Annotated in this window: 19 protein-coding genes and 1 pseudogene; 12 read left to right on the top strand and 8 right to left on the bottom strand. The window is 74.9% G+C overall.

Annotated features, from left to right (window positions below; all coding sequences use genetic code 11):
• The first annotated feature begins 37 nt into the window (after positions 1-37).
• A complete protein-coding gene (gene ligA, locus ACWIX3_RS23805) occupies positions 38-2215 on the top strand; it encodes an NAD-dependent DNA ligase LigA (RefSeq protein WP_448609813.1) in 2178 nt (725 codons plus the stop codon).
• Between the two features lie 101 nt (positions 2216-2316).
• Here ligA and ACWIX3_RS23800 read toward each other — a convergent pair whose 3' ends face one another.
• Genes ACWIX3_RS23800 through ACWIX3_RS23790 form a run of 3 tightly spaced genes read right to left on the bottom strand, consistent with a single transcriptional unit; the run spans position 2317 to position 4371 of the window.
• Positions 2317-2889 carry a hypothetical protein gene (locus ACWIX3_RS23800; RefSeq protein WP_448609812.1) on the bottom strand — a complete coding sequence of 191 codons (573 nt, stop codon included), beginning with the start codon at positions 2887-2889 and terminating at the stop codon, positions 2317-2319.
• Positions 2829-3638, bottom strand: a complete 810-nt coding sequence (locus tag ACWIX3_RS23795) for a hypothetical protein (RefSeq protein ID WP_448609811.1) — start codon at positions 3636-3638, stop codon at positions 2829-2831. Before ACWIX3_RS23795 ends, ACWIX3_RS23800 begins: the two co-directional genes overlap by 61 nt.
• Positions 3639-3690: 52 nt before the next feature.
• Positions 3691-4371: an ACT domain-containing protein gene (locus ACWIX3_RS23790; protein WP_448609810.1), complete on the bottom strand. Its 681-nt coding sequence runs from the start codon at positions 4369-4371 to the stop codon at positions 3691-3693.
• A gap of 205 nt (positions 4372-4576) precedes the next feature.
• Between ACWIX3_RS23790 and gatC the strand changes: the two genes are divergently transcribed.
• Genes gatC through gatB form a run of 4 tightly spaced genes read left to right on the top strand, consistent with a single transcriptional unit; the run spans position 4577 to position 8413 of the window.
• Positions 4577-5182: an Asp-tRNA(Asn)/Glu-tRNA(Gln) amidotransferase subunit GatC gene (gene gatC, locus ACWIX3_RS23785; protein WP_448609809.1), complete on the top strand. Its 606-nt coding sequence runs from the start codon at positions 4577-4579 to the stop codon at positions 5180-5182.
• Positions 5183-5190: 8 nt separating this feature from the next.
• Complete coding sequence (gene gatA / locus ACWIX3_RS23780) at positions 5191-6714, top strand: Asp-tRNA(Asn)/Glu-tRNA(Gln) amidotransferase subunit GatA (protein WP_448609808.1); 1524 nt, start codon at positions 5191-5193, stop codon at positions 6712-6714.
• Positions 6711-6893, top strand: coding sequence for a hypothetical protein (locus ACWIX3_RS23775; RefSeq protein ID WP_448609807.1), 183 nt, complete (start codon positions 6711-6713; stop codon positions 6891-6893). Before gatA ends, ACWIX3_RS23775 begins: the two co-directional genes overlap by 4 nt.
• Positions 6890-8413, top strand: a complete 1524-nt coding sequence (gene gatB, locus ACWIX3_RS23770; RefSeq protein ID WP_448609806.1) for an Asp-tRNA(Asn)/Glu-tRNA(Gln) amidotransferase subunit GatB — start codon at positions 6890-6892, stop codon at positions 8411-8413. Before ACWIX3_RS23775 ends, gatB begins: the two co-directional genes overlap by 4 nt.
• A 113-nt stretch (positions 8414-8526) precedes the next feature.
• Here the strand turns inward: gatB and ACWIX3_RS23765 are convergent, their stop codons facing one another.
• From ACWIX3_RS23765 to ACWIX3_RS23755, 3 genes are read right to left on the bottom strand one after another with little or no spacing between them, the layout of a single operon-like run.
• Positions 8527-9690, bottom strand: coding sequence for a PQQ-dependent sugar dehydrogenase (locus ACWIX3_RS23765; protein ID WP_448609805.1), 1164 nt, complete (start codon positions 9688-9690; stop codon positions 8527-8529).
• Between the two features lie 40 nt (positions 9691-9730).
• Positions 9731-10102, bottom strand: coding sequence for a PH domain-containing protein (locus tag ACWIX3_RS23760; protein WP_448609804.1), 372 nt, complete (start codon positions 10100-10102; stop codon positions 9731-9733).
• A gap of 24 nt (positions 10103-10126) precedes the next feature.
• Positions 10127-11044 carry a helix-turn-helix transcriptional regulator gene (locus tag ACWIX3_RS23755; protein ID WP_448609803.1) on the bottom strand — a complete coding sequence of 306 codons (918 nt, stop codon included), beginning with the start codon at positions 11042-11044 and terminating at the stop codon, positions 10127-10129.
• A 91-nt stretch (positions 11045-11135) separates the two neighbouring features.
• On the opposite strand from ACWIX3_RS23755, the gene ilvD reads away from it, so the two are divergent.
• The 7 genes and pseudogenes from ilvD to ilvC all read left to right on the top strand — a co-directional run bounded on the left by ilvD (position 11136) and on the right by ilvC (position 22455).
• On the top strand, positions 11136-12839 hold the full coding sequence (ilvD, locus tag ACWIX3_RS23750) for a dihydroxy-acid dehydratase (protein WP_448609802.1): 1704 nt from the start codon (positions 11136-11138) through the stop codon (positions 12837-12839).
• Between the two features lie 422 nt (positions 12840-13261).
• Positions 13262-15862: a putative bifunctional diguanylate cyclase/phosphodiesterase gene (locus ACWIX3_RS23745; protein WP_448609801.1), complete on the top strand. Its 2601-nt coding sequence runs from the start codon at positions 13262-13264 to the stop codon at positions 15860-15862.
• A pseudogene (locus ACWIX3_RS23740) lies at positions 15862-17592 on the top strand (diguanylate cyclase); the annotation flags it as partial. The gene ACWIX3_RS23745 and the pseudogene ACWIX3_RS23740, both read left to right, overlap by 1 nt.
• 83 nt (positions 17593-17675) lie before the next feature.
• Positions 17676-18611: an EAL domain-containing protein gene (locus tag ACWIX3_RS23735; protein WP_448609800.1), complete on the top strand. Its 936-nt coding sequence runs from the start codon at positions 17676-17678 to the stop codon at positions 18609-18611.
• Positions 18612-18925: 314 nt separating this feature from the next.
• Positions 18926-20797: an acetolactate synthase large subunit gene (locus tag ACWIX3_RS23730; RefSeq protein WP_448609799.1), complete on the top strand. Its 1872-nt coding sequence runs from the start codon at positions 18926-18928 to the stop codon at positions 20795-20797.
• 5 nt (positions 20798-20802) lie between these two features.
• Positions 20803-21330 (top strand): acetolactate synthase small subunit, encoded by a 528-nt coding sequence (gene ilvN / locus ACWIX3_RS23725; RefSeq protein WP_448609798.1) that lies wholly within the window; start codon positions 20803-20805, stop codon positions 21328-21330.
• Between the two features lie 96 nt (positions 21331-21426).
• Positions 21427-22455 (top strand): ketol-acid reductoisomerase, encoded by a 1029-nt coding sequence (ilvC, locus tag ACWIX3_RS23720; RefSeq protein ID WP_448609797.1) that lies wholly within the window; start codon positions 21427-21429, stop codon positions 22453-22455.
• Between the two features lie 195 nt (positions 22456-22650).
• Here ilvC and ACWIX3_RS23715 read toward each other — a convergent pair whose 3' ends face one another.
• Together ACWIX3_RS23715 and ACWIX3_RS23710 are read right to left on the bottom strand one after the other, a co-directional pair.
• Positions 22651-23067 carry a hypothetical protein gene (locus tag ACWIX3_RS23715; protein ID WP_448609796.1) on the bottom strand — a complete coding sequence of 139 codons (417 nt, stop codon included), beginning with the start codon at positions 23065-23067 and terminating at the stop codon, positions 22651-22653.
• A 20-nt stretch (positions 23068-23087) separates the two neighbouring features.
• The gene (locus tag ACWIX3_RS23710; RefSeq protein WP_448609795.1) at positions 23088-23885 is read right to left on the bottom strand and encodes a hypothetical protein; all 798 of its coding nucleotides are present in this window, start codon (positions 23883-23885) and stop codon (positions 23088-23090) included.
• Between the last annotated feature and the right edge of the window lie 22 nt (positions 23886-23907).

Below are 23907 nucleotides of genomic sequence, written 5' to 3'. Positions count from 1 at the left end.
CGGGTTCGCCGTCGTACCGGCCGGATACCGTTCCGGCGTGACCACCGACGCCGACCTGGACCAGTCGCCGGCCGACGCCCCGCGGGTGGAGGCCGCTGCCGAGCGGGAGGACGTCACCGAGGTCCCCGACGAGGCGCGGACCCGGCACCGCGACCTGTCCGAGGAGCTCGACCGCTACGCGTTCGCCTACTACGTGCAGGACGCGCCACTGGTCAGCGACGGCCAGTACGACGAGCTGATGGGCGAGCTCAAGGCGATCGAGGGCGCCCACCCGGCCCTGGTCACGCCTGACTCGCCGAGCCAGAAGGTCAACGGCGGCTTCACCGCCACGTTCGCCCCGGTGCGGCACCTGGAGCGGATGCAGAGCCTGGACAACGCGTTCTCCGGTGACGAGCTGTCCGCCTGGGCCGCCCGGGTGGAGCGCGAGGTGGGCTCCGCGGCGGTCTACCTCTGCGAGCTGAAGGTCGACGGCGTCGCGGTCGACCTGGTCTACGAGCGCGGCCGCCTGGTGCGCGCGGCCACCCGGGGGGACGGCGTCACGGGGGAGGACGTCACCGCCAACGTGCGCACGATGGACGACGTGCCGCAGCAGCTCACGGGCGACCCCCACGACGGCGCTGTCCCGCCGCTGCTCGAGGTGCGCGGCGAGATCTACTTCCCGGTCGCCGCCTTCGCCGACGTCAACGCCGGCATGGTGGAGCAGGGCAAGGCGCCGTTCGCCAACCCGCGCAACGCGGCCGCGGGCTCGCTGCGCCAGAAGGACCCGCGGGTCACCGCCTCCCGGCCGCTGCGCCTGGTCGTGCACGGCCTCGGCGCCCGCGAGGGGATCTCGCCCGAGCGGCAGTCGGAGGCCTACACGCGGCTGCGCGAGCTGGGCCTGCCGGTGAGCGACCGGTTCGCGGTGGTCGACGACCTCGAGGGCGTGTGGGCCTACATCGAGCGCTACCGCGAGCAGCGGCACTCGGTGGAGCACGAGATCGACGGCGTCGTGGTCAAGGTCGACCAGGTGGCCCTGCAGCGGCGGCTGGGCTCGACCTCGCGGGCGCCGCGCTGGGCGATCGCGTTCAAGTACCCGCCGGAGGAGGCCACCACCAAGCTGCTCGACATCCGGGTCAACGTGGGACGCACCGGGCGGGTGACGCCGTTCGCGTACATGGAGCCGGTGAAGGTCGCCGGCTCGACGGTGCAGCTGGCGACCCTGCACAACGCCGGCGAGGTGAAGCGCAAGGGCGTGCTGATCGGCGACACCGTCGTCATCCGTAAGGCCGGCGACGTGATCCCCGAGGTGCTCGGCCCCGTGGTCGCCGCGCGCACCGGCGACGAGCGCGAGTTCGAGATGCCGACGCACTGCCCGGAGTGCGGCACGGAGCTGCGGCCGGAGAAGGAGGGCGACGCCGACATCCGCTGTCCGAACGCCCGGTCCTGTCCCGCGCAGCTGCGGGAGCGGGTCTTCCACGTGGCCGGTCGCGGTGCCTTCGACATCGAGAACCTCGGCTACGAGGCGGCGATCGCCCTGCTGCAGAGCGGGCTGCTCCAGGACGAGGGCGACCTGTTCTTCCTCGACGAGGCGGCGCTGTGCCGCACCGCGTTCTTCACCAGGAAGGACGGCGCCCTGTCCGCCAACGGGCAGAAGCTGCTGGCCAACCTGCAGACCCGCAAGGACGTGCCGCTGTGGCGGGTGCTGGTCGCGCTCTCCATCCGGCACGTCGGCCCGACGGCGGCGCAGGCCCTGGCCCGCGACTTCCGCTCGCTGGACCGGATCGCGGAGGCCTCCGAGGAGGAGCTTGCCGCCGCCGACGGCGTGGGGCCCACCATCGCCCGTTCGGTCAAGGACTGGTTCACCGTCGACTGGCACCGCGAGGTGGTCGAGAAGTGGCGGGCCGCCGGCGTGCGGATGGCCGACGACGGTGAGGACGCCGGGCCCGGACCGCTCACCGGCGTCACCGTCGTCGTCACCGGCTCGCTGCGCGACTTCAGCCGCGACCAGGCGATCGCCGCGATCCAGGAGCGGGGCGGCAAGGTGACCGGCTCGGTGAGCAGGAAGACCGGCTTCGTCGTCGTCGGCGCCGACCCGGGCAGCAAGTACGACAAGGCGGTGCAGGCCAAGGTGCCGATCCTGGACGACGACGGCTTCCGGGTGCTGCTCGAGGAGGGGCCCGACGCAGCCCGCGCGCTGGCGACGATCGGCGACGGCGGCGAGCCGCCGGGGGAGTGAGTCCCGCCCGCCGGCCGGCGCGCCCCCGGCGTCGTGACCGGCACGGCACACCGCCGGTGCCGACTCCGGTCGTGCGCCGTGCCGCGTTGCTCAGCGGGTCCTCACCGGGTCCTCACCGGATCGAGGGGCACGAAGCGCTTGGCCTTGCCGGTGCGGGCATCGACGGGGATGGCGGGCACCGTCTCCACGGTGACGACCGGGTCGCGCAGCCCGGCGCCGGCGAGGGCGGCGCGCAGCCGGTCGGCGAGGCCGTCTCGGTCCAGGGCGCCAGCGGCGACGACGGCGGCGTGGACACCGCGCGAGGTCTGCCGGACCTGGTACTCGACGACCTCCGGCGTCGCGACGAGGGCCGAGCGCAGCGTCAGAGCGTGCAGGGTGACCCCCGGGAAGCGCGGGACGTCGTCCGCACGGCCCTCCACGGTGACCCGCAGGTGCCCCCGGCCCCCGGCGTCCGGCTGGACGACGAACCGGTCGTCGAATTCGTAGCGGATCAGCGGCTGGGTGCGGTTCATCAGGTTGGTGACCAGCACCCTGGCCGACGGGGTGCCGGGCGGCACCGGGCGGCCCTCCGCGTCGACCGGCTCGACGACGGCCAGGTCGCTGGCCAGCTCGATCACCGCCTCGCCCGGGGCGCTGACGCCCAGCACACCCTCGCTGGAGCCGAACTGGTCCACGACGGCGACGCCGAACGCCGCCTCGACCCGCGCCCGCGTCTCGGCCGGGAACTGCTCGCTGCTGCCCGTGACCACCGGGGTGCGATGTGCAGCCGTCCGGCGTCCTGCTCGGCGGCGAGCACGGACAGGATGGACGGGTAGCCCTGCAGCAACGGCGGCTGCAGGGCGTTGAGCCGCTCGACGATGGCCGGGACCGGCTGGGTCACCGGGACCGAGGTCACGGCGAGCAGGTCCCCGGAGAACAGCGACGGCAGCGTCCGGGTGGCGTGCACCGCGCGGCCGGCCGCGACCATCGCCATGGGCATCCCACCGGGCGGGACCGGCCCGGGGAGGAGCCGTCCCAGGCCCGCCCGGGTCAGCCCGAGCAGGTAGTCCACCGCCGCGGCGGCGTCGTAGACGAAGACACCCCGGTGCCCGGAGCTGCCGCCCGAGGCGAGCACCATGTACTCGCCGAGCAGCAGCTCTGCCTCCGTCCCGGTCGCGGCCAGGTGTTCCTCCACCCGGTCCCGGCTCAGCCGGGGGTCGGTGACCAGGTCGTCGAACGCCGTCATCGCCTGCGCCTTGGTCATGGTCGGCAGGCCGGCCAGGGTGAACCGGTCGACGTCCACCCCGTCCAGCCGGCCGGCGTGGAACCGCGAGTGCGCCCGGGCATGGGCCAGCAGCGCTCGCAGCCGCCGCTGCTGGTGGGCCTCGACCCGGGCGCGGTCCCAGCCGAGCCGGTCGAGGTGGGCCGGCAGCGCTTCTCGCACCCGGGCCCGCAGGCCGGCGCGCAGCGAGCGGTGGGGGCAGCGGGGTCCTTCCTCAGGCCGGGGGCAGGTGGGCGACGCTGGCCGCGATGCCGGCGAGGTGGACCAGCCGCAGCAGCTCCGAGCGGCGGAACGCCGGCCCGCCGGAGCGGCCGATGACCACCGCCGTCCCCGGGCCGCCGAACGGGGTGGCCATCATCTCGATGGCCATCTCCCGCCAGCGCTCCGGCAGCCAGTCGGCCTCGCTGGGCAGCAGCCGCGCGCTCGACAGCGGCAGCCAGGGCACGGTCATCCCGTCGAAGGTCGGCGCGGCGTCGGAGGCGGCCAGCACCTCGCACGGGCCGTCGCCGTCCCCGGAGAGGACGACGGCCCAGCCGCTGTGGAACACCCGCGGCAGCTCGGCGGCCAGCAGCTTGATGGCGAGGGTGGGTGGGCCAGGCGTAGCCGCCCGGGACAGCGCCTCCAGGAGCTCCAGCTCGCGGTGGGTGTCGAGCGGCCCCGCGAAGGGGCGCAACGCCTCGACCTGCACGCCCGGCACGCGCTGCGCGGCGGTGATCAGGCTGTCGGGCAGCCGGTCGGCGGGCAGGTCCACGACGATGTCGTCGACCGCGACGTCCCCGCCGCGCTCGAGCACGTCCACGGAGACGATGTCTATGCCGGCCTCGCCGAGCGCCGTGGCCACGGCGCCGAGGATGCCGGGACGGTCGGGCACGACCAGCCGCAGGAGATAGGACACGGTTCCTCCGTGTTCGAGGGGTCGGCCGATCTCCGTCGATCGTGGGCGGCGACAGCTTCCCCCATCTACCGGCTGCCGGTCGAGCGACCTCGCGCAGACCGCCTCCGGCCGACCGGCGCGAGCGGCCCGGCACGTACAGTGGCGGGGTTCCGAACGTGGTGACGAGCGCCCGTCGAGCGCCGACCGAGGAGAGTCCCGCCCCAGCATGAGCACCCCCTCCCCGCAGGAGACGGCCGAGTCGCAGGCGTCCGCCGCGCTCGGCCGCGAGGACACCGCCGGACCCGGGCGTGAGGACACCGCCGGACCCGGGCGTGAGGACACCGCCGGACCCGGGCGTGAGGACACCGCCGGACCCGGGCGTGAGGACACCGCCGGACCCGGGCGTGAGGACACCGCCGGACCCGGGCGTGAGGACACCGCCGGACCCGGGCGTGAGGACACCGCCGGACCCGGGCGTGAGGACACCGCCGGACCCGGGCGTGAGGACACCGCCGGACCCGGGCGTGAGGACACCGCCGGACTCGGGCGTGATGACGTCGCGCACCTGGCCCGGCTGGCCCGGCTGGCCCTCACAGAGGAGGAGCTCGAGCACTTCGCCGGGCAGCTGTCCGCGGTGCTGGACGCGGTCGCGGAGGTCGGGAAGGCCGACGTCAGCGACGTCCCCCCGATGACCCACGCGGTGCCGCTGACCAACGTCACCCGCGAGGACGTCGTCACCCCGAGCCTGCCGCGCGACGTCGTCCTCGCGCAGGCGCCGGCGGCCGAGGACGACCGCTTCCGCGTGCCGCAGATCCTCGGAGAGGAGGAGTGAGCACCCCCATGACGAACGACCTCACGACGCTGGACGCCGCCGAGCTCGGCCGACGGCTGGCCGCCGGCGAGACCACCTCCGTGGAGCTCACCCAGGCCTACCTCGACCGGATCGCCGCGCAGGACGACGTCCTCGGCGCCTACCTGCACGTCGACGCCGAGGCCGCGCTGGCCCGCGCCGGCGAGGTCGACGCCGCCCGCGCCGCCGGCGAGGAGCTCGGCCCGCTGGCCGGCCTGCCGATCGCGCTCAAGGACGTCTTCGTCACCGAGGGCGTGCCCACGACCAGCGGCTCGAAGATCCTCGAGGGCTGGCGGCCGCCGTACGACGCGACCGTGGCCGCCCGGCTCAAGGCCGCCGGCACGGTGCTGCTGGGCAAGACCAACATGGACGAGTTCGCGATGGGCTCCTCCACCGAGAACTCCGCCTACCGCCCGACGCGGAACCCCTGGGACACCGACCGGATCCCCGGTGGCTCCTCCGGCGGGTCGTCGACCGCGGTCGCCGGCGGGCTGGCCCCGTGGGCCCTCGGCACCGACACCGGCGGCTCGATCCGCCAGCCGGCCGCGATGACCGGCCTGGTCGGGCACAAGCCCACCTACGGCTCGGTGTCCCGGTACGGGCTGATCGCGTTCTCCTCGAGCCTCGACCAGGCCGGCCCGATGGCGCGCACCGTGCTCGACGCCGCGACCCTGCACGAGGTCATCGGCGGGCACGACCCCCGCGACTCGACGAGCATCGACGCCCCCGTCCCCGCGCTGGTCCGGGCCGCGCAGGAGGGGGCGCGCGGCGAGCTGGCCGGCCTGCGCGTCGGCGTCGTCCGCGAGCTGGGCGGCGACGGGCACACCGACGGCTACGACGCCGGCGTCCTGGACCGGGTGCGGGAGACCGTCGAGCTGCTGGCGGGCATGGGCGCCGAGGTGCGCGAGGTGTCCTGCCCGGCGTTCGACCTGGCGCTGCCCGCCTACTACCTGATCGCGCCGAGCGAGGCGTCGTCCAACCTGGCCCGCTTCGAGGGCATGCGCTTCGGCCTGCGGGCGGGGGACGACGGCAGCCACTCCCTCGAGGAGGTCATGTCGCTGACCCGGGAGCAGGGCTTCGGCCCCGAGGTGAAGCGGCGGATCGTGCTGGGCACCTACGCCCTGTCCGCCGGCTACTACGACGCCTACTACGGGCAGGCGCAGAAGGTCCGCACGCTGATCACCCGCGACTTCACCGCCGCGTTCGGCGACGTCGACGTGCTGGTCAGCCCGACCAGCCCCACGGTCGCCTGGCCCATCGGCGCGCGCGTCGACGACCCGCTGGCCATGTACGCCGCCGACCTGTGCACCCTCCCGGCCAGCCTCGCCGGGCTGCCGGCCATCTCGGTGCCGTGCGGGCTGTCGGAGGAGCTGCCGGTCGGCTTCCAGGTCATGGCCCCGGCGCTGGCCGACGACCGCTGCTACCGGGTCGGCGCCGCGGTCGAGGCGGCGCTGGACGCCGCCCGCGGCTCGCGGCTGCTCGACGAGCTGGCGAGGCGGGGAGCGGCGGCGTGAACGGGGCACTCAAGGCCGCCTGGGGCCTCACCGCGTTCGTCGTCCTCGTGGGGCTGATCGGCTGGATCGCCACCGGCGAGGTGTTCTTCGCCGTCTTCATCGTCCTGGGCGTGCTCACCGCCGTCGGGGCGTGGCTCAGCGGCCGCAGTGCCGGCCCGAAGGAGAGCAACCACTCATGACCACCACGCAGGCCCCGACCTCCCACGGCACGGACCGCCTGGTCGACTACGACGAGCTCCTCACCCGCTACGAGCCGGTGATCGGCCTGGAGACCCACGTCGAGCTCGGCACCGCGTCGAAGATGTTCTGCGGCTGCGCGACCACCTTCGGCGCCGAGCCCAACACGCAGACCTGCCCGGTGTGCCTGGGCCTGCCCGGCTCGCTGCCGGTGGCCAACGCCGCCGCCATCGAGGCGACCATCCGCATCGGCCTGGCACTGGGCTGCCGGATCGCCTCCTGGTGCCGCTTCGCCCGGAAGAACTACTTCTACCCGGACATCCCCAAGGGCTTCCAGACCAGCCAGTACGACGAGCCGCTGTGCACCGCCGGGCACCTCGACGTCGAGGTGGACGGCCAGACCTACCGCGTCGAGATCGAGCGGGTGCACCTGGAGGAGGACACCGGCAAGAACCTGCACGTCGGCGGGTCCACCGGGCGCATCCACGGCGCCTCGCACTCGCTGGTCGACTTCAACCGCGCGGGCATCCCGCTGGTCGAGATCGTCACCCGGCCCATCCCGGGCACCGGCGCCAAGGCCCCCGAGGTCGCCCGCGCCTACGTCGCGGAGCTGCGCGACATCATCCAGACCCTCGGCGCCTCCGACGTCCGGATGGAGCAGGGCAGCCTGCGCTGCGACGTGAACACCTCCCTGGCCCCGATCGGCAGCCTCGAGTGGGGCACCCGCACCGAGACCAAGAACGTCAACTCACTGCGCAGCGTCGAGCGGGCGGTCCGGTACGAGATGCGCCGCCAGGCCGCCGTCCTCGACGCCGGCGGCCGGGTGCTGCAGGAGACCCGCCACTTCCACGAGGACACCGGCAGCACCTCGCCGGGCCGGAGCAAGGAGGAGGCGACCGACTACCGGTACTTCCCCGAGCCGGACCTCGTGCCGGTCGCGCCGGACGCCGAGTGGGTCGAGAAGCTCGCCGCCGAGCTGCCGGAGCTGCCCGCGGCACGCCGCGCGCGGCTGCAGGAGGAGTGGGGTCTGTCGGCCACCGAGATGGCCTGGCTGGTCAACGCCGGCGCCCTCGGCCTGGTCGACGCGACCGTCGCTGCCGGTGCCACGCCGGCCGACGCGCGCAAGTGGTGGCTGGGCGAGCTGGCCCGGCGTGCCAACGACGCCGGGGTCGAGCTCACCGAGCTCGCCGTCACCCCGCGGCAGGTCGCCGAGCTCACCGGTCTGGTCGCCGCGGGCACCGTCAACGACCAGCTGGCCCGGCAGGCGCTCGACGGTGTGCTGGCCGGTGAGGGCGACCCGGCGCAGGTCGTCGAGGCCCGCGGTCTGGCGGTGATGGGGGAGTCCGACGAGCTGGTCGCCGCCGTGGAGGCCGCGATCGCCGGGGCGCCCGACGTCGTCGCCAAGGTGCAGGGCGGCAAGGTGCAGGCCCTGGGCGCACTGGTCGGCGCGGTCATGAAGGCCACGCGCGGCAAGGCCGACGCCGCGACCGTGAAGCGGATGCTCGAGGAGCGCGTGCTGTGACACTGCGGTCCTGCCGTACCGCACCGCGGCCAGGTGCCGTCCCCCCGGAGCGCTGAGCCGCTGCGTCCTGCCCGCCGGGAGCCCTCCGGGCCCGCGTCGGGGACGACCACCCCTCACAACGGCGAGTCCTGGGCTCCGCCCGGGGGGAAGACGCGCAGCACCCGGTCGTCGTCCGGAGCCGGGGTGCCGACGCCGTCCTTGTTGGACGTCGTGATCCACAGCGCACCCTCGCTGTCGAGGACGACGGTGCGCAGCCGGCCGTACCGGTCGGTGAGGAACTCGGTGGGCTCCTCGGCGACCGCACCGCTGCCGTCGAGCTGCACCGTGTGGATGCGCCGACCGTCCAGCGCACCGAGGAAGACGGTGCGTCCAGCGACCGCGCAGCCGCCGAGCCCGCCCTCCGCGGGGTCGAACTCGACGACCGGGCGGGTGCTGTCCCGGCCCGCCGTCGGCCAGCCGGCGTCGCCGCCCTCCGTGACGGCGTTCAGCTCGTCGGCCCCCTGGGCGGAGTCGTCGGTGGCGTAGAGCACCTGCTCGCCACCCAGGCACAGTGCGGTCACGTCGGAGTGCCCGGTGCTGTGCACGGGGCCGGTGCCCACCGGGCGGCCGAAGACGTCGACGTGCAGGACCTTGCCGGCCAGCGAGGCGGGGTCCTGGGCCAACGCCGGGTCGCCGGTGTCGCCGGTGCCGACGAACAGCGTGCCGTCGTCGGCGAAGACCAGCCCGCCGCCGTTGTGCGTCTCGCCACGCGGGATGCCGGTGAGCACCGGGTTCGGGGTGCCACCCATCGGGAAGCGGACCACCCGGTTGTCGGTGGCCGTCGAGACGTAGGCGTAGAACAGGCCGTCCTCGGTGAAGGTCGGTGAGATGGCCAGAGCCAGCAGCCCGCCGTCCCCGGCGGTGTCGATGCCGCCGACGGTCATCAGCTCGCGGGCGGGGGAGCGGTCGGGGAAGACCTGCAGCAGCCGCCCGGTCTCGCGCTCTCCGACGACCGCGCTGCCGTCGGGCAGCACCACCAGCCCGGTGGGCACGGTCAGCCCCGAGGCCACCACGTTGGGGTCGCCGGCCTCCTCCTCGGACTCCGGATCTGCCGGGTCACCCGGAGCGGGCGCCGGTGTGGACTCGGTGGGCGGGCCGACCTGCGGTGGTGGCCCCTCCGGCTGCGGGCGGAACGGGCCGGCCGGCTCGTAGCCGTCGCTGCCGCACCCGGTCAGGACGACGGCCAGCAGTGCGGCGCCGGCCAGGCCCCGCCCCCGTCGCCCGCGCTGCCGGCTCACCACTCGAACAGTACGTGCGCGGGCCGGGAGGAGGGCCGCATCAGGCGGGGCCGGGTGCGGGGATGCGGCCACCGGAGACGGCGGCCAGGCGGGGCAGGTCGCGGGCGCGCAGTGCCGGCAGCCGCAGCTCGGTGCCGCGGGTGGTCACCAGCCACAGGTCGCCGCGCTCGCCGACGCGGATGCCGGCCACCTCGTTCCACGGCACGGAGCGCGAGCCGGCCAGTGAGCGCACGGTGACGCCGTCGTCGCCGACGTCCACCCCGACCCGCAGCACGTACGCCGCGGCCAGGGCGGGCACCAGCAGGAACACCGGTGTCCACACCGCGGCGAAGGCCAGGGGCAGGACGCAGATGAGCAGGAAGAGGACCGGCAGCAGCGCCACCCGGGTCATCCGCAGACGCGCTGTCGCCACGTCCGCACATCCTCCCAGACCGGCTCAGGCCGACAGCCGCGCGAGCCGGTCGGCCGCGTCGCCGCCCTCTGCGGCGGTGTAGACGACCAGTTGCAGGCCGGGGGCGTCGGCCGGCGTGAGCTGGTGGTGCTCGAGCAGCAGCGTCCCGACCCGTGGGTGCTCGAAGCGCCGTTCCGAGGAGCTGAACCGGTCGACGTCGTGGCTGGCCCAGCCGCTGCGGAAGTGTGGGCTGGTCGCCTCCAGCCGGGCCACCAGGTCGACGACCTCCGGATCGGCCAGCCGCGGGCCCACCTCGGCGCGGAACTGGGTGAGGAAGCGGCGGCTGTCCGCCGCCCAGTCGGCCAGCAGGGAGCGGACGGCGGGGTCGGTGAACACCAGCCACAGCAGGTTCCGCTCGGCCGCGGGCACGGCGGCCACCCCCGGGTAGAGCCGCTCGTAGGCGCGGTTCCAGCCGACGATCGTCCAGCCGGCGGTGATCGCGTACGCGGGGGAGGGGCCCAGCGCGTCGAGCAGCCGCTGCACGTGGGCCGGCATGCCCTCGGCCGCGCCCGCCGGAGCGGTGCCGCCGTGTCCGGTCAGCCGCAGCACGTACTCGTGCTCGGCCGGCGACATCCGCAGCGTGCGGGCCAGCGCGTCGACCACCTGCCGCGAGGGCCGGATGTCGCGGCCCTGCTCGAGCCACGTGTACCAGGTGTGGCTCACGCCGGAGAGCAGCGCGACCTCCTCGCGGCGCAGCCCCGGCGTCCGCCGCGACCCGCCGGCGGGCACCCCGGCGATCCGGGGATCGACCTGGCGGCGCCGGGACCGGAGGAACTCCGCGAGCTCACGGCGGGCGGGCGGGGGATCGGCACGGCGGGCGGGCGGGGGATCGGCACGGCGGGCGGGCGGGGGATCGGCACGGCGGGCGGGCGGGGGATCGGCACGGCGGGCGCTGGCGGACACAGAGGTCTTCCGGAGGACGTCGGTGGTGGTGTCGCTACCAGTATCAGCTCTCTCTCGGCGGGACCCGCCAACCGGCCTAGCATCGCCGGACGTGACCACCGTGGAGGAACCCCGCACCAGCGCCGACGTGAAGCCCCGCAGCCGCGAGGTGACCGACGGCATCACCCGGGCACCGGCCCGCGCGATGCTGCGCGCGGTCGGGATGGGCGACGACGACTGGGAGAAGCCGCAGATCGGCGTCGCCTCGTCGTGGAACGAGATCACCCCGTGCAACCTCTCGCTCGACCGGCTGGCCAAGCGGGCCAAGGAGGGCGTGCACGCCGCCGGCGGCTACCCGCTGGAGTTCGGCACCATCTCCGTCTCCGACGGCATCTCGATGGGCCACGAGGGCATGCGCGCCTCGCTGGTCTCCCGCGAGGTCATCGCCGACTCGGTCGAGACGGTCGTGTTCGCCGAGCGCCTCGACGGCACGGTGCTGCTCGCCGGCTGCGACAAGTCCCTGCCCGGCATGCTCATGGCCGCCGCCCGCCTCGACCTGGCGAGCGTCTTCGTCTACTCCGGCTCGATCCTGCCCGGTCGGCTCGGTGACCGGGACAACCTGACGATCATCGACGTCTTCGAGGGCGTCGGGGCCTGCGCCCGCGGGCTCATCAGCCGCGAGGAGCTGGACGCCATCGAGAAGGCGGCCTGCCCCGGTGAGGGCTCCTGCGGCGGCATGTACACCGCCAACACCATGGCCAGCGTCGCCGAGGCGCTGGGGATGGCGCTGCCGGGCAGCGCCGCGCCGCCTGCCCCCGACAGCCGCCGCGACGCCGTCGCGATCGCCTCCGGCGAGGCCGTGGTCAACCTGCTGCGCCAGGGCATCACCGCCCGCCAGATCATGACCCGGAAGGCGTTCGAGAACGCCATCACCGTGGTCATGGCGCTGGGTGGCTCGACCAACGCCGTCCTGCACCTGCTGGCCATCGCGCACGAGGCCCAGGTCGACCTCACGCTCGAGGACTTCAACCGGATCGGCGACCGCACCCCGCACCTGGCCGACGTCAAGCCCTTCGGCCGGTTCGTCATGACCGACATCGACCGCGTCGGCGGCGTGCCGGTCGTCCTCCGCGCCCTGCTCGACGCCGGCCTGCTGCACGGCGACGTCCTCACGGTCACCGGCAAGACGATGGCCGAGAACCTCGCGGAGATCGCCCCGCCGGACCTGGACGGCACGATCGTCCACGCCATGGACAACCCGATCCACAAGACCGGTGGGCTGACCATCCTGCGCGGCTCGCTGTCCCCGGACGGCGCGGTCGTGAAGTCGGCCGGCTTCGACGCCGACGTCTTCGAGGGCACCGCCCGCGTCTTCGACGGCGAGCAGGGCGCGATGGACGCCGTCACGGAGGGCACCCTGCAGGCCGGCGACGTCGTGGTGATCCGCTACGAAGGGCCGAGGGGCGGGCCGGGCATGCGCGAGATGCTCGCCGTCACCGGCGCCATCAAGGGCGCGGGCCTGGGCAAGGACGTCCTGCTGCTCACCGACGGCCGGTTCTCCGGCGGGACGACGGGCCTGTGCGTCGGGCACGTCGCACCCGAGGCCACCGACGGCGGCCCGATCGCGTTCGTGCAGGACGGCGACCGCGTCCGGCTGGACCTCACCACCCGCACCCTCGACCTGCTCGTCGACGAGGACGAGCTGGCCCGCCGCCGGGCCGGGTGGACGCCGCTGCCCCCGCGCTACACCACCGGCGTCCTCGGCAAGTACGCCAAGCTGGTGAGCTCGGCGGCGCAGGGCGCGGTCTGCGGCTGAGAGAAGGACGCCCCTCCCCCCCACCCTTCGTAGGAGGACCCCGTCCTCCCCACTCATCGCAGGCTCGGAGCGGGACCCGGGACGGGGCCGGCCGGGCCCGGAAGGGAGCCGCCCTCGCCGGCCCGTCCCGAGGCTCCGGCCCCGTCCCGAGGCTCCGGCCCCGTCCCGAGGCTCTGGCCCCGTCCCGAGGCTCGCCGCGAGCTCGCGAGCGGTGAGGAGGACGGGGTCCTTCTCCGAGCGGTGAGGGGGACGGGGTCCTCCTCCGAGCGGTGAGGAGGACGGGGTCCTCCTCCTGCGAGGGGGCCGAGCACGCGGCCGTCCCCCGGAGGGGTGAGGGCGGGTCCCCCCGGCTGTCGTCGCTCCGGTTCCCTGCCGACTGAGCAGGTGTGGACAAGCTGAGGTGGTGGCTCCTCGGGAGCGCCGTGCCCGTGGGTACCGCCTGCGCGGTCTCCGCGAGCCCGTCGGGTCCTGGGTACGTCGGCGACCTCGCCCTCGCCGCGCTCGGCATCGCCACCGCCGCCGTGCTGTGGACCGCGGGGCGGTCGAAGCAGTCCGGCTGGCGGGGCTGGCGGCTGTTCGCGCTGGCCCCGCTGACGCCGGTGGTCGGTCTCGTCGCCGTCACGGTCGTCGCGCCCGCGGACCCGGTGGAACAGGTCGCCCTGCGCTGGCTGCCCATCGTCCCCGGCTACGTCATCGTCGTCGTGGCCACCCTCGGCCTCGTCGCCCGCTCGCGGCTGCGCAGCGGGGCCCGCCCGGCCGTCGAGCTGGCCCTCTTCCTCACCGCCTGCGTCCTCGTCGTCCAGGTGCTCGTGCTCGGCCCCGAGCCGCGCTGGACGGACCTGACGCCCACCGGGGGCGTCGTCCTCGGCGCGGCCGTCCTGGTGACCTCGGCCTCCATGGCCGCGGCGCTGCTCCTGCTCGGCGCCATCGAGAGCCGCCGCCAGCCCATGGCGCTGGTGCTGCTCGCCGCCACGTGCCTGCTCGCCCCGGGGCGGGCGCTGGGCACCGCCGCCACGCTGTCCGGCGAGGACGCCGTCGGCGACGTCGGGCGTTTCCTCATCGCCGGCGGCCTGGTGCTGCTCGGCGCCGCCGTCCTGCTCGATCCCGGCCCCTGCCCCGAGACCGGCCCCGCCCCGCACAGCGGACGCTCCACCCAGCTGCGCCAGCTGCTGCCGTACCTGGCGATGACGGTGGCCTGCTTCGGTGCGGCCGCGGTGGCGCTGACCGGCCACCGGATCGGCCCGGTGATCGCCGTCGGGGGCTCGCTGTGCGCCGTCCTCGCGGTGCTGCACCGCTGGCTGACCGCCCGCGACGAGCAGCGCCTCGGTGCCCGGCTGCGGCGCAGCGAGGCCTACTTCCGCTCGCTGGTCGCCGCCAGCAGCGACGCCGTCCTCATCCTCGGCGGCGACCTGCGGGTCACCTGGTCCTCACCGACCCTGGGGACGACGCTCGGCGGCGCCGCCGCGGTGCCGGTGGGCGCCGACCTGTTCGAGCTGGTGCACCCCGACGACGCGCTGCCCGTCGCCCGTGCCCTGCAGCCGGAGGCGGGGGAGGCTCCCCCCACCGGCGTGATGGCACTGCGCCTGCGGCACACCGACGGGACCTGGCGGCACCTGGAGGCCAGCGTCTCCGACCTGCGCACGGACCCCGTCGTGGGCGCCGTCGTCCTGCACTGCCGCGACACCACCGAGCGGGTCGCCCGGGAGCGGGCGCTGGAGCAGGTCGCGTTCACCGACCCGGTCACCGGGCTGCCCAACCGGGCCGGCTTCGAGCGCCGGCTCGAGCAGGCCCTGGCCCAGGCCGGGTCGACCTGCCGGAGCCTGCTGCTGATCGAGCTCGACGGCCTCGACGAGGTGCGCGAGGACGCCGGCCGCGACGTCGTCACCGCGGTGCTGGTCGAGGTCGGCCGACGGCTGCGGGCCACCGTGCGCGGCTGCGACGCGGTCAGCCGGGTGGGCGGGGGTGCCTTCGCCGTCCTGGCCGAGGGCGCGCCGCACGCCGTCGACCTGCTGGCCGACCGCTGCCTGTCGGTGATCGAGCAACCGCTGGACACCGCCGCCGGGCTGTTCGACCTCGGTGCCGACATCGGCGTGGTCGACCTGGGCGCCGCCGGGTCGGTCGCCGACCTCATGACCCGCGCCGAGCTCGCCGTCCGGGCGGCGGCCGCCGCCGGCACGGGTACCGCGCTGCGTTACCGGCCGGCGCTAGGCAGCGCCGCCGAGCGGCGCGCCCGGCTGCGCGAGGACCTGCCGGGCGCCTGGGACCGCGGCGAGCTGTCGGTGCTGTTCCAGCCGGTGGTCTCGCTGGCGGAGCAGCGGGTGACCGGGGTCGAGGCGCTGCTGCGCTGGCGGCACAGCGAGCTCGGCGAGGTGCCCCCGGCGGAGTTCGTGCCGATCGCCGAGCGCGCCGGCGTGATCGGCGAGCTGCAGCGCTGGGCGCTGGAGACCGCCGCCGCAGCCGTCCTGACGCTGCCGTACAGCGGCCCGCCGTTGCGGCTGGGCGTGAACATCTCCGCCTCGCACGTCGCCGCGCGCACGCTGGTCCGCGACGTCGCCGCGGTGCTGCAGTCGACCGGGCTGGCGCCCGAGCGGCTGGTCCTGGAGATCACCGAGGCGACGCTGATGTCCGAGGGCGAGCACGTGGCCGTCGACATCGAGGCGCTGCGGCTCATGGGCGTGCACGTGGCGCTCGACGACTTCGGCACCGGCCGTTCGTCGCTGGCGCACCTGACCCGGCTGCCGATCGACGTGCTCAAGCTCGACCACGCGTTCGTGCTGCGCGTCGACCGCGACCCGAAGGCCCGCGCGCTGTGCGAGTCGGTCGTCGCGATCGCCGCGGCCCTGGGCCTGGACGTCGTCGCCGAGGGCGTGGAGACGCCGGCCCAGCTCGGCTCGCTGCGCGCCGCGGGCTGCGGCTTCGCGCAGGGTTTCCTCCTGGCCCGGCCGATGCGTGCGCAGGACCTCGTCGACGTGCTCGACCACGGCGCCGGCCAGCTGTGGCCGGGGCTCGTGGGGTCGCGGTGATGGAGGACCCCGTCCTCCCCACCCCTCGCAGGCTCGCAGCGGTGCCCTGGACGGGGCCACCACGGTCCGCTGTACGCGGCGCGGTCCCCGTCATGGTCCTGCTCGGGGTGCTCGCGGCGGCCACCGCCGTCCTGGAGCTGACCCGGTCCCCGCTCGCCCCCGCGCTCGTCCCCGCCTGCCTGGGCCTGGGGTCGGGCGCGGCGGCCGTGGTGGCGGCGCGGGGTGCCTCCCGGCTCCCGGGCCGGTCCGCGCGGCCGTGGCGGGCGCTGGCGGTGGCCCTCGGACTGCTGGCCGTGGGCCAGGTCCTCGCCACCGTCCGCGCCGGCGCGGACCTGCAGTTCGGTGGCGCCGAGGACGTCCCGATGCTGCTGGCGGTGCCGGTCGCCGTCCTGGCCGCGCTCCGGCTGCTGCCCCCGCGGTCGCGCCGGTGGCCCGGCTCCCGAACGGTCCTCGACGGCCTCATCGCCACCCTGGCCGTCGCGGTGCTCGGACACGTGCTGCTGGCCGCGCTGCTCTCCGGTGTGGAGGGGGCCGCCGACGGGCTGATCGCGGTGGGCTACCCGGCCGTCGGTGCCGTCCTGGTGGGCGTCGGGCTGGTCACCGTCACCGGCGTCCGCGGCGCACGCCGCGGAGCCGCGGTCTGGCTGCTCACCGCCTCGGTCGCGATGGCGGTCGTCGCGGTCGGGGGCGCGCTCGGCCGGACGGCCGGCAGCACCGCCGCCACCGTCGTCACCGAGCAGGCCTGGATGGCCATGCTGGCGGCCGGCGTGCTGGCCGTGCGGTCGGACCCCGGGGAGCCGGCGACCCCGGACCACGACCGGCCGATCGTGCCGCTGCGCGGCCTGGTGCTCGCCTCGGGTGTCGCGTCGAGCGTCCTGCTGCTGCTGCTCGCCGGCGTGCTGGCCGGGCGGTCGATCGACCCGGTCGAGGCCGGCGGCGGCGCCGCGCTGGTCGTCCTCACCTCGCTGCGCACCGGCCTGTGGGCGGCCGACGGCTACCGGCTCACCCAGCGCCTGGTGCGCACCGAGGGGTACTTCCGCGCCCTGGTGCACAGCGGCGACGCGGTCACCGTCGTCCTCGACGGCACGGGGCGGATCGGCTGGGCCTCGGGTGCGGTCGAGGCCCAGCTCGGCTGGACCGACGACGACCTCGCGGGGCGACTGCTCGCCGACCTGCTGGACGACGAGGACCGAGACCTCGTCGCCCGCGTCGCGCGGGCCGTCCACGGCGGCACCACGGTGGGACTGCTGCCCGCGACCGTGCGGCTGCGCGCCCGCGACGACGCCTGCCGCGACGTCGAGGTCACCGGGGCGGCTCCCTCCGGCACCGCGCCCGCCGGGATGTCCGGTCTCGCGGGGCGCGGCGGCCTGGTCCTGCACCTGCGCGACGTCACCGACCGCAGCTCGAGGCGGCGCGAGCTGGAGCGGATGGCCTACACCGACTTCCTCACCGGCCTGCCCAACCGCGCCCGTCTCATGGCCGCGCTCGGCGAGGTGTCCGAGGGCACCGCCCCCGGTTGCCTGCTGCTCGTCGACCTCGACGGCTTCAAGGCCGTCAACGACGTCGCCGGCCACGACGCGGGCGACCGGCTGCTCTGCGAGGTGGCCGAGACGCTGAGCGCGGCCGCCCGGGAGGACGACGTCGTCGCCCGGCTCGGCGGCGACGAGTTCGCCGTCCTCGTGCGGGCCGGCCGGGAGGAGGCCACCGTGCTGGCCGAGCGGCTGGTCGTGCTGCTCGACCGGGACCACCGCCCCCGGCCCCCGACGGCAGTGGCCGCGGCGGGCTGGTCCTGCCGGTCTCCGGCAGCGTCGGCGTGGCCGAGCTGCGTGCCGGCGGGAACCCCGCCGAGGCGGTGCGCCGGGCCGACCTGGCGCTGCGGGCGGCCAAGGCCGCCGGCAAGAACTGCGTCCGGTCCACCGGCGAGGCCCTGGACCGGGTCGTCGACCGGCGTGCCCGGCTGGCGCGGGACCTGCCCGACGCGATCGCCGACGGCGGTCTGTCGCTGGTGTTCCAGCCGGTGGTGGGCGCGCAGGAGGGCCGCGTGCTGGGGCTGGAGGCCCTGGTGCGCTGGCGGCACCGGGACCTGGGCGACGTCCCGCCGGAGGAGTTCGTCGGGGTCGCCGAGGACGAGGGTCTCGTCGTGCCGCTGCAGCGCTGGGTGCTCGGCGCGGCGGCCGAGGCCCTGGCGCCGCTGCTGGCGCAGGGGCACGACCTGATGGTCGGCGTGAACGTCTCCGTCCGGCACCTGCAGGCCGGCTGCCTGGCCGCCGACGTCGCCCGGGCGCTCGCCGCCTCCGGCGTGCCGGCCCGCCGGCTTGTGCTGGAGATCACCGAGTCGGTGCTGGCCGACGCCGAGGACCGGGTCGAGCGCGAGCTGGTCGCCCTGCGGGAGGCCGGCTGCCTCATCTCGATCGACGACTTCGGCAAGGGCCACTCCACGCTGGCCCGCCTCTCCCGGCTGCCCGTCGACGTCCTCAAGATGGACCGCGACTTCGTGGCCCACATCGAGGACGACCCGCGCACCGCGGCCGTGGTCGCCGGTGTCATCGAGCTGGGGCGCACCCTCGGCCTCGACGTCGTCGCCGAGGGTGTGGAGACGACCGGGCAGCTGGCCGCGCTGCGCCGGCTCGGCTGCCGGATCCTGCAGGGCTACCTGCTCGGCCGCCCCGTGCCCGCCGCGGACCTGCCCGCGGTGCTGGCGGCGGTCCCCGGCGTGCTGGACGGCGACCGGCTGCCGTCCCACATCTGACGACACGCTGTCCCAATGCGTGGGACGGCCTGGTTGACGCCCGGCCCGGTCGAGGCGCACAGTGGCCGGGTGCGTCCCGCGTGCCTGATCCTCGTAGTCGCCTAGCGCGTCGGTCCCCCCGACCGACGCGCTGACCCCTCTGTGCCCCCAGGCACGAGGGGTCTTTCGTTTGCGGGCCCGACCCCTCCTCCGACGGCCACCGGCCCGCCGCAGGCACCCACGCCGCACACCGCACGGCCCCGTTCCCGGGGCGCCCGCAGAAGGCAACACCCTCAGTGAGCCAACACCCTCAGTGAGCAAGGCCAGGAGACGCCATGACCAGCACCACCCCGGGTGGGTCCCCCACCCGTGAGGCCGCCGAGGCACTGACCGGGGTCGAGACGACCGCCCGCTCGGTCGAGGAGGCCGCCGCCGAGCCGATCAGCGGCATCACCGGGGCCCAGAGCCTCGTGCGGTCGCTCGAGGCGGTCGGCGTCGAGGTCGTCTTCGGCATCCCGGGCGGGGCGATCCTGCCCGCCTACGACCCGCTGTTCGACTCCCGCGTGCGCCACGTGCTCGTCCGGCACGAGCAGGGTGCCGGGCACGCGGCCACCGGCTACGCGCAGGCCACCGGCCGGGTCGGCGTCTGCATGGCCACCTCCGGCCCGGGTGCGACCAACCTGGTGACCCCGCTGGCCGACGCCTACATGGACTCGGTCCCGATGGTCGCGATCACCGGCCAGGTCCCGAGCGCGGCGATCGGCACGGACGCCTTCCAGGAGGCCGACATCCGGGGCATCACGATGCCGATCACCAAGCACAACTTCCTGGTCACCGACGCCGACGAGATCCCGCAGCGGATCGCCGAGGCCTTCCACCTCGCCGCCACCGGCCGCCCCGGTCCGGTGCTGGTCGACATCTCCAAGGACGCCCTGCAGGCGACCACCGACTTCTCCTGGCCGCCGCGGCTGGACCTGCCCGGCTACAAGCCGACCACCCGCCCGCACGGCAAGCAGGTCCGCGAGGCCGCCGCGCTGATCGCCGCCGCCCGCCGTCCGGTGCTGTACGTCGGCGGTGGCGTCATCAAGGCCCAGGCGAGCGCCGAGCTGGCCGAGCTGGCCGAGCTCACCGGTGCCCCGGTGGTCACCACCCTCATGGCGCGGGGCGCGTTCCCGGACAGCCACCCGCAGAACCTCGGGATGCCGGGTATGCACGGCAACGTCACCGCGGTGACCGCGTTGCAGAAGGCCGACCTGCTCGTGGCCCTCGGCGCCCGCTTCGACGACCGGGTCACCGGCCAGCTGTCGTCCTTCGCGCCCGGCGCGCTCGTCGTGCACGCCGACATCGACCCGGCCGAGATCGGCAAGAACCGCAAGGCCGACGTGCCCATCGTCGGGGACGCGCGGGAGACGATCGCCGAGCTGGTCACCGCGCTGCGCGCCGATCGCGAGGCCGGCCGCACCGCGGACCTGTCCGCCTGGTGGGCGCAGCTGGACCAGTGGCGGCAGAAGTACCCGCTCGGCTACGAGTGGCCCGAGGACGGCGCGCTCTCGCCGCAGTACGTCATCGAGCGGCTGGGTGCGATCGCCGGGCCGGACGCGGTCTACGCCTCCGGCGTGGGCCAGCACCAGATGTGGGCCGCCCAGTTCATCAAGTACGAGAAGCCGGGCACCTGGCTCAACAGCGGTGGCCTCGGGACGATGGGCTACGCCGTCCCCGCGGCGATGGGGGCGAAGTACGGCTGCCCGGACACCACCGTCTGGGCGATCGACGGCGACGGCTGCTTCCAGATGACCAACCAGGAGCTGGCCACCTGCGCCATCGAGGGCATCCCGATCAAGGTCGCGATCATCAACAACGGCAACCTCGGCATGGTGCGGCAGTGGCAGACGCTGTTCTACGAGGGCCGCTACTCCAACACCAAGCTGCACCCGGTCGACGACCAGGGCCGCCCCAAGCCGGTGCGCATCCCCGACTTCGTGGCGCTGGCCGAGGCGCTGGGCTGCGTGGGTCTTCGGTGCGAGAGCAAGGACGACGTCGACGCCGTGATCGAGAAGGCCATGGCGATCGACGACGCCCCGGTGGTCATCGACTTCACCGTCGGCGCCGACGCCCAGGTGTGGCCGATGGTGGCCGCGGGCGCCAGCAACGACGACATCCTGGCCGCGCGGGGGATCCGCCCGGTCTTCGGCGAGGGGCAGGTCTGAACACGATGACGAGGCACACGCTCTCTGTCCTGGTCGAGAACAAGTCCGGCGTCCTGGCCCGCGTCTCGGCGCTGTTCAGCCGCCGCGGCTTCAACATCGAGTCCCTCGCCGTCGGGCCGACCGAGAACCCCGACCTGTCCCGCATGACGATCGTCGCCGACGCGGAGAGCCAGCCGCTGGAGCAGATCACCAAGCAGCTGAACAAGCTCGTCGAGGTCATCAAGATCGTCGAGCTGGACGCGACCGCGGCCGTCCAGCGGGAGCTGCTGCTGGTCAAGGTGCGCGCGCCGATGGCCGACCGCACCCAGGTGCTGCAGACCGCCGAGCTGTTCCGCGCCCGCGTCGTGGACGTCAACACCGACACCGTGACCCTGGAGGCGACCGGCACGCCGGACAAGCTCCAGGCCCTGCTCGCCGTCCTCGCCCCGCTCGGCATCAAGGAGATGGCGCAGTCGGGCACGGTCGCCCTGGGCCGGGGTCCGCGCTCGATGAGCGGCGCCGGTACCTTGCGCCCGGTCGAGCGCACCGCTTAGGACCCTCTGCCCCCCCCTCAGCTCGCGAGCTCGCCGCGGGACCCTGCGGGGGCCACTCACAGCCACGAGCACCAACCGAAGGGAACCGCACAGCTGATGGCCGCCGAGATCTTCTACGACGACGACGCCGACCTCTCGATCATCCAGGGGCGCACCGTCGCCGTCCTGGGCTACGGCAGCCAGGGGCACGCGCACGCCCTGTCGCTGCGCGACTCGGGTGTCGACGTCCGCGTCGGCCTCCCCGAGGGCAGCAAGAGCCGCGCCAAGGCCGAGGCCGAGGGCCTGCGGGTCGTGACGCCGGCCGAGGCGGCTGCCGAGGCCGACCTGATCATGATCCTCGTTCCGGACCACGTGCAGCGGAGGCTGTACGCGGAGTCGGTCGAGCCCAACCTGCAGGACGGCGACGCGCTGTTCTTCGCCCACGGCTTCAACATCCGGTTCGGCTACATCAAGCCCCCGGCCGGCGTCGACGTCGCCATGGTCGCCCCCAAGGGCCCCGGCCACCTGGTGCGCCGCGAGTTCGAGAACGGCAAGGGCGTGCCGGCGCTGGTCGCCGTCGAGCAGGACGCCACCGGGCAGGCGCTGCAGCTGGCGCTGTCCTATGCCAAGGCCATCGGCGGCGCCCGCGCCGGCGTCATCAGGACGACCTTCGCCGAGGAGACCGAGACCGACCTGTTCGGCGAGCAGGCCGTGCTGTGCGGTGGCGCCAGCGCGCTGATCACCGCCGGGTTCGAGACCCTCACCGAGGCCGGCTACCAGCCCGAGATCGCCTACTTCGAGTGCCTGCACGAGCTGAAGCTGATCGTCGACCTCATGTACGAGGGTGGCATCGCCAAGCAGCGCTGGTCGGTGTCCGACACCGCCGAGTACGGCGACTACACCTCCGGCCCGAAGATCATCGACCAGCACGTCAAGGACGCCATGAAGGACGTCCTGGCCCGGATCAAGGACGGCTCGTGGGCGGCGGACTTCATCGCCGACCAGGACGCCGGTGCGCCGGACTTCCAGCGTCGCCGCGCCGAGGCCGAGGCGCACCCGATCGAGGAGACCGGCCGCAAGCTGCGCGGCCTGATGAGCTGGGTGTCGGCGTCCGACGACTACACCGGCACCGCCGCGCGGAGCTGAAGGGGGGCCCTCCTGCCCTCCTGCTCGTAGAAGGACCCTCTCCCCGAGCCCTTCGCAAGCTCAGGGCACGCCAGGAAAGGGCCGGGGACCCTGCAGGAGGGCCGCCCGCCTCCCGTCCTCGCAGGCTCGGGGCGGGGCAGGACGACGAGAGGCCCCCGCTGCCGACGGCAGCGAGGGCCTCTCGTCGTCCCCGGCTCAGCGGTCGCCGGACGCGGCCAGCCACTCGCGGGACGGCGCCTGCAGCAGGAGCACCACTGCGCCGACGGCGAGCAGCAGGAGCAGCGCGGGCAGGAAGCCCACCCCGCCACCCTGCAGGACCCCGACGACGAGGCTGCCCAGGGCGACCACGCCGGTGACCGCCGAGGCGGCGATCAGCGGCCGGCCGGTCCGCCCCCGCAGCACCGAGACCGCGCCCCACAGGCACCCCGCCGTCAGCACCAGGTAGAAGACGCCGAACAGGGCCAGCAGGCCCGCCTGGGCGCTGAAGGTGAACGACACCAGGGCCACCAGGAACAGCAGCGTGGCCTCGGCGAAGCCGGCCACACCCGCCATGAGGACGTGCAGCGGCCGCTGCGGGCCCCCGGCGGCGCCGGGACGTCCGGTCGAGGACACGGGGCGCCCCCGGCCCGGCGTCAGCGGCCGCGCCGCGCGCGGTGCGCGGCGTAGAACTGCGCGGCCGGCCGCAGGCAGAGCAGCACGACGATCGCCAGGGCCCCCAGGAAGAGCAGCAGGAAGAAGACGACCTCGCCGCCACCCACCTCCCCGGTCGAGAGCCCGGAGAGGACGAGGAGGGCGAAGACGCCCGTCGCCACGGCGGCGATCGAGCCGCCGACCAGCAGCAGCACGCGGCTGCGCCCGGTCAGCGCGCGCACCGAGCCCCAGATCACCACCACCGTCCAGGCCAGGGCGAGGACGCCCATGACCACGAGCACGCCGGTGATCTGCCCGGTGTCGATGCCGCTGGTGTCGACGTCCTCGAGGGCCGGGTCGCTGGCGACCAGGTCGTCGAAGACGGTCCCGAACACCGCGCCGCCCAGGAGCAGGCCGAGGGACATCAGCACGCCGAAGGCGCCGAAGACGAAGCCGAGGACGGCGGCGACCACGACCGGTGCGGGACGCGCGGGCACCGCCGTCCGGCCGTACTGGCCGTACTGGCCGTACTGCCCGTACTGGCCGTACTGGCCGTACTGGCCGTACTGGCCCTGCGGCGCGTACGGGCCGTAGCCCCCGGGCTGGCCGTACTGCTGCGGGTACCCCGGCTGCCCGTACGGCTGGCCCTGGCCGTAGGGGGAGGGCTGGTACTGCTGGCCCCCGTACGGCTGCCCGGGCTGCCCGCTGCCCGCGTACTGCTGCGACGCCTGCCCGTACTGCTGCGGGGGCGTGTACCGCGGGTCGCTGCCGGGGCCGTGCTCGTCGTCGTGCGTGCTCATGCTCTCCTCCGTCGGCGCCGGC

It is taken from the genome of Geodermatophilus sp. URMC 60, from assembly GCF_053502585.1.
This window is presented reverse-complemented; position numbering and strand designations above follow the sequence as displayed.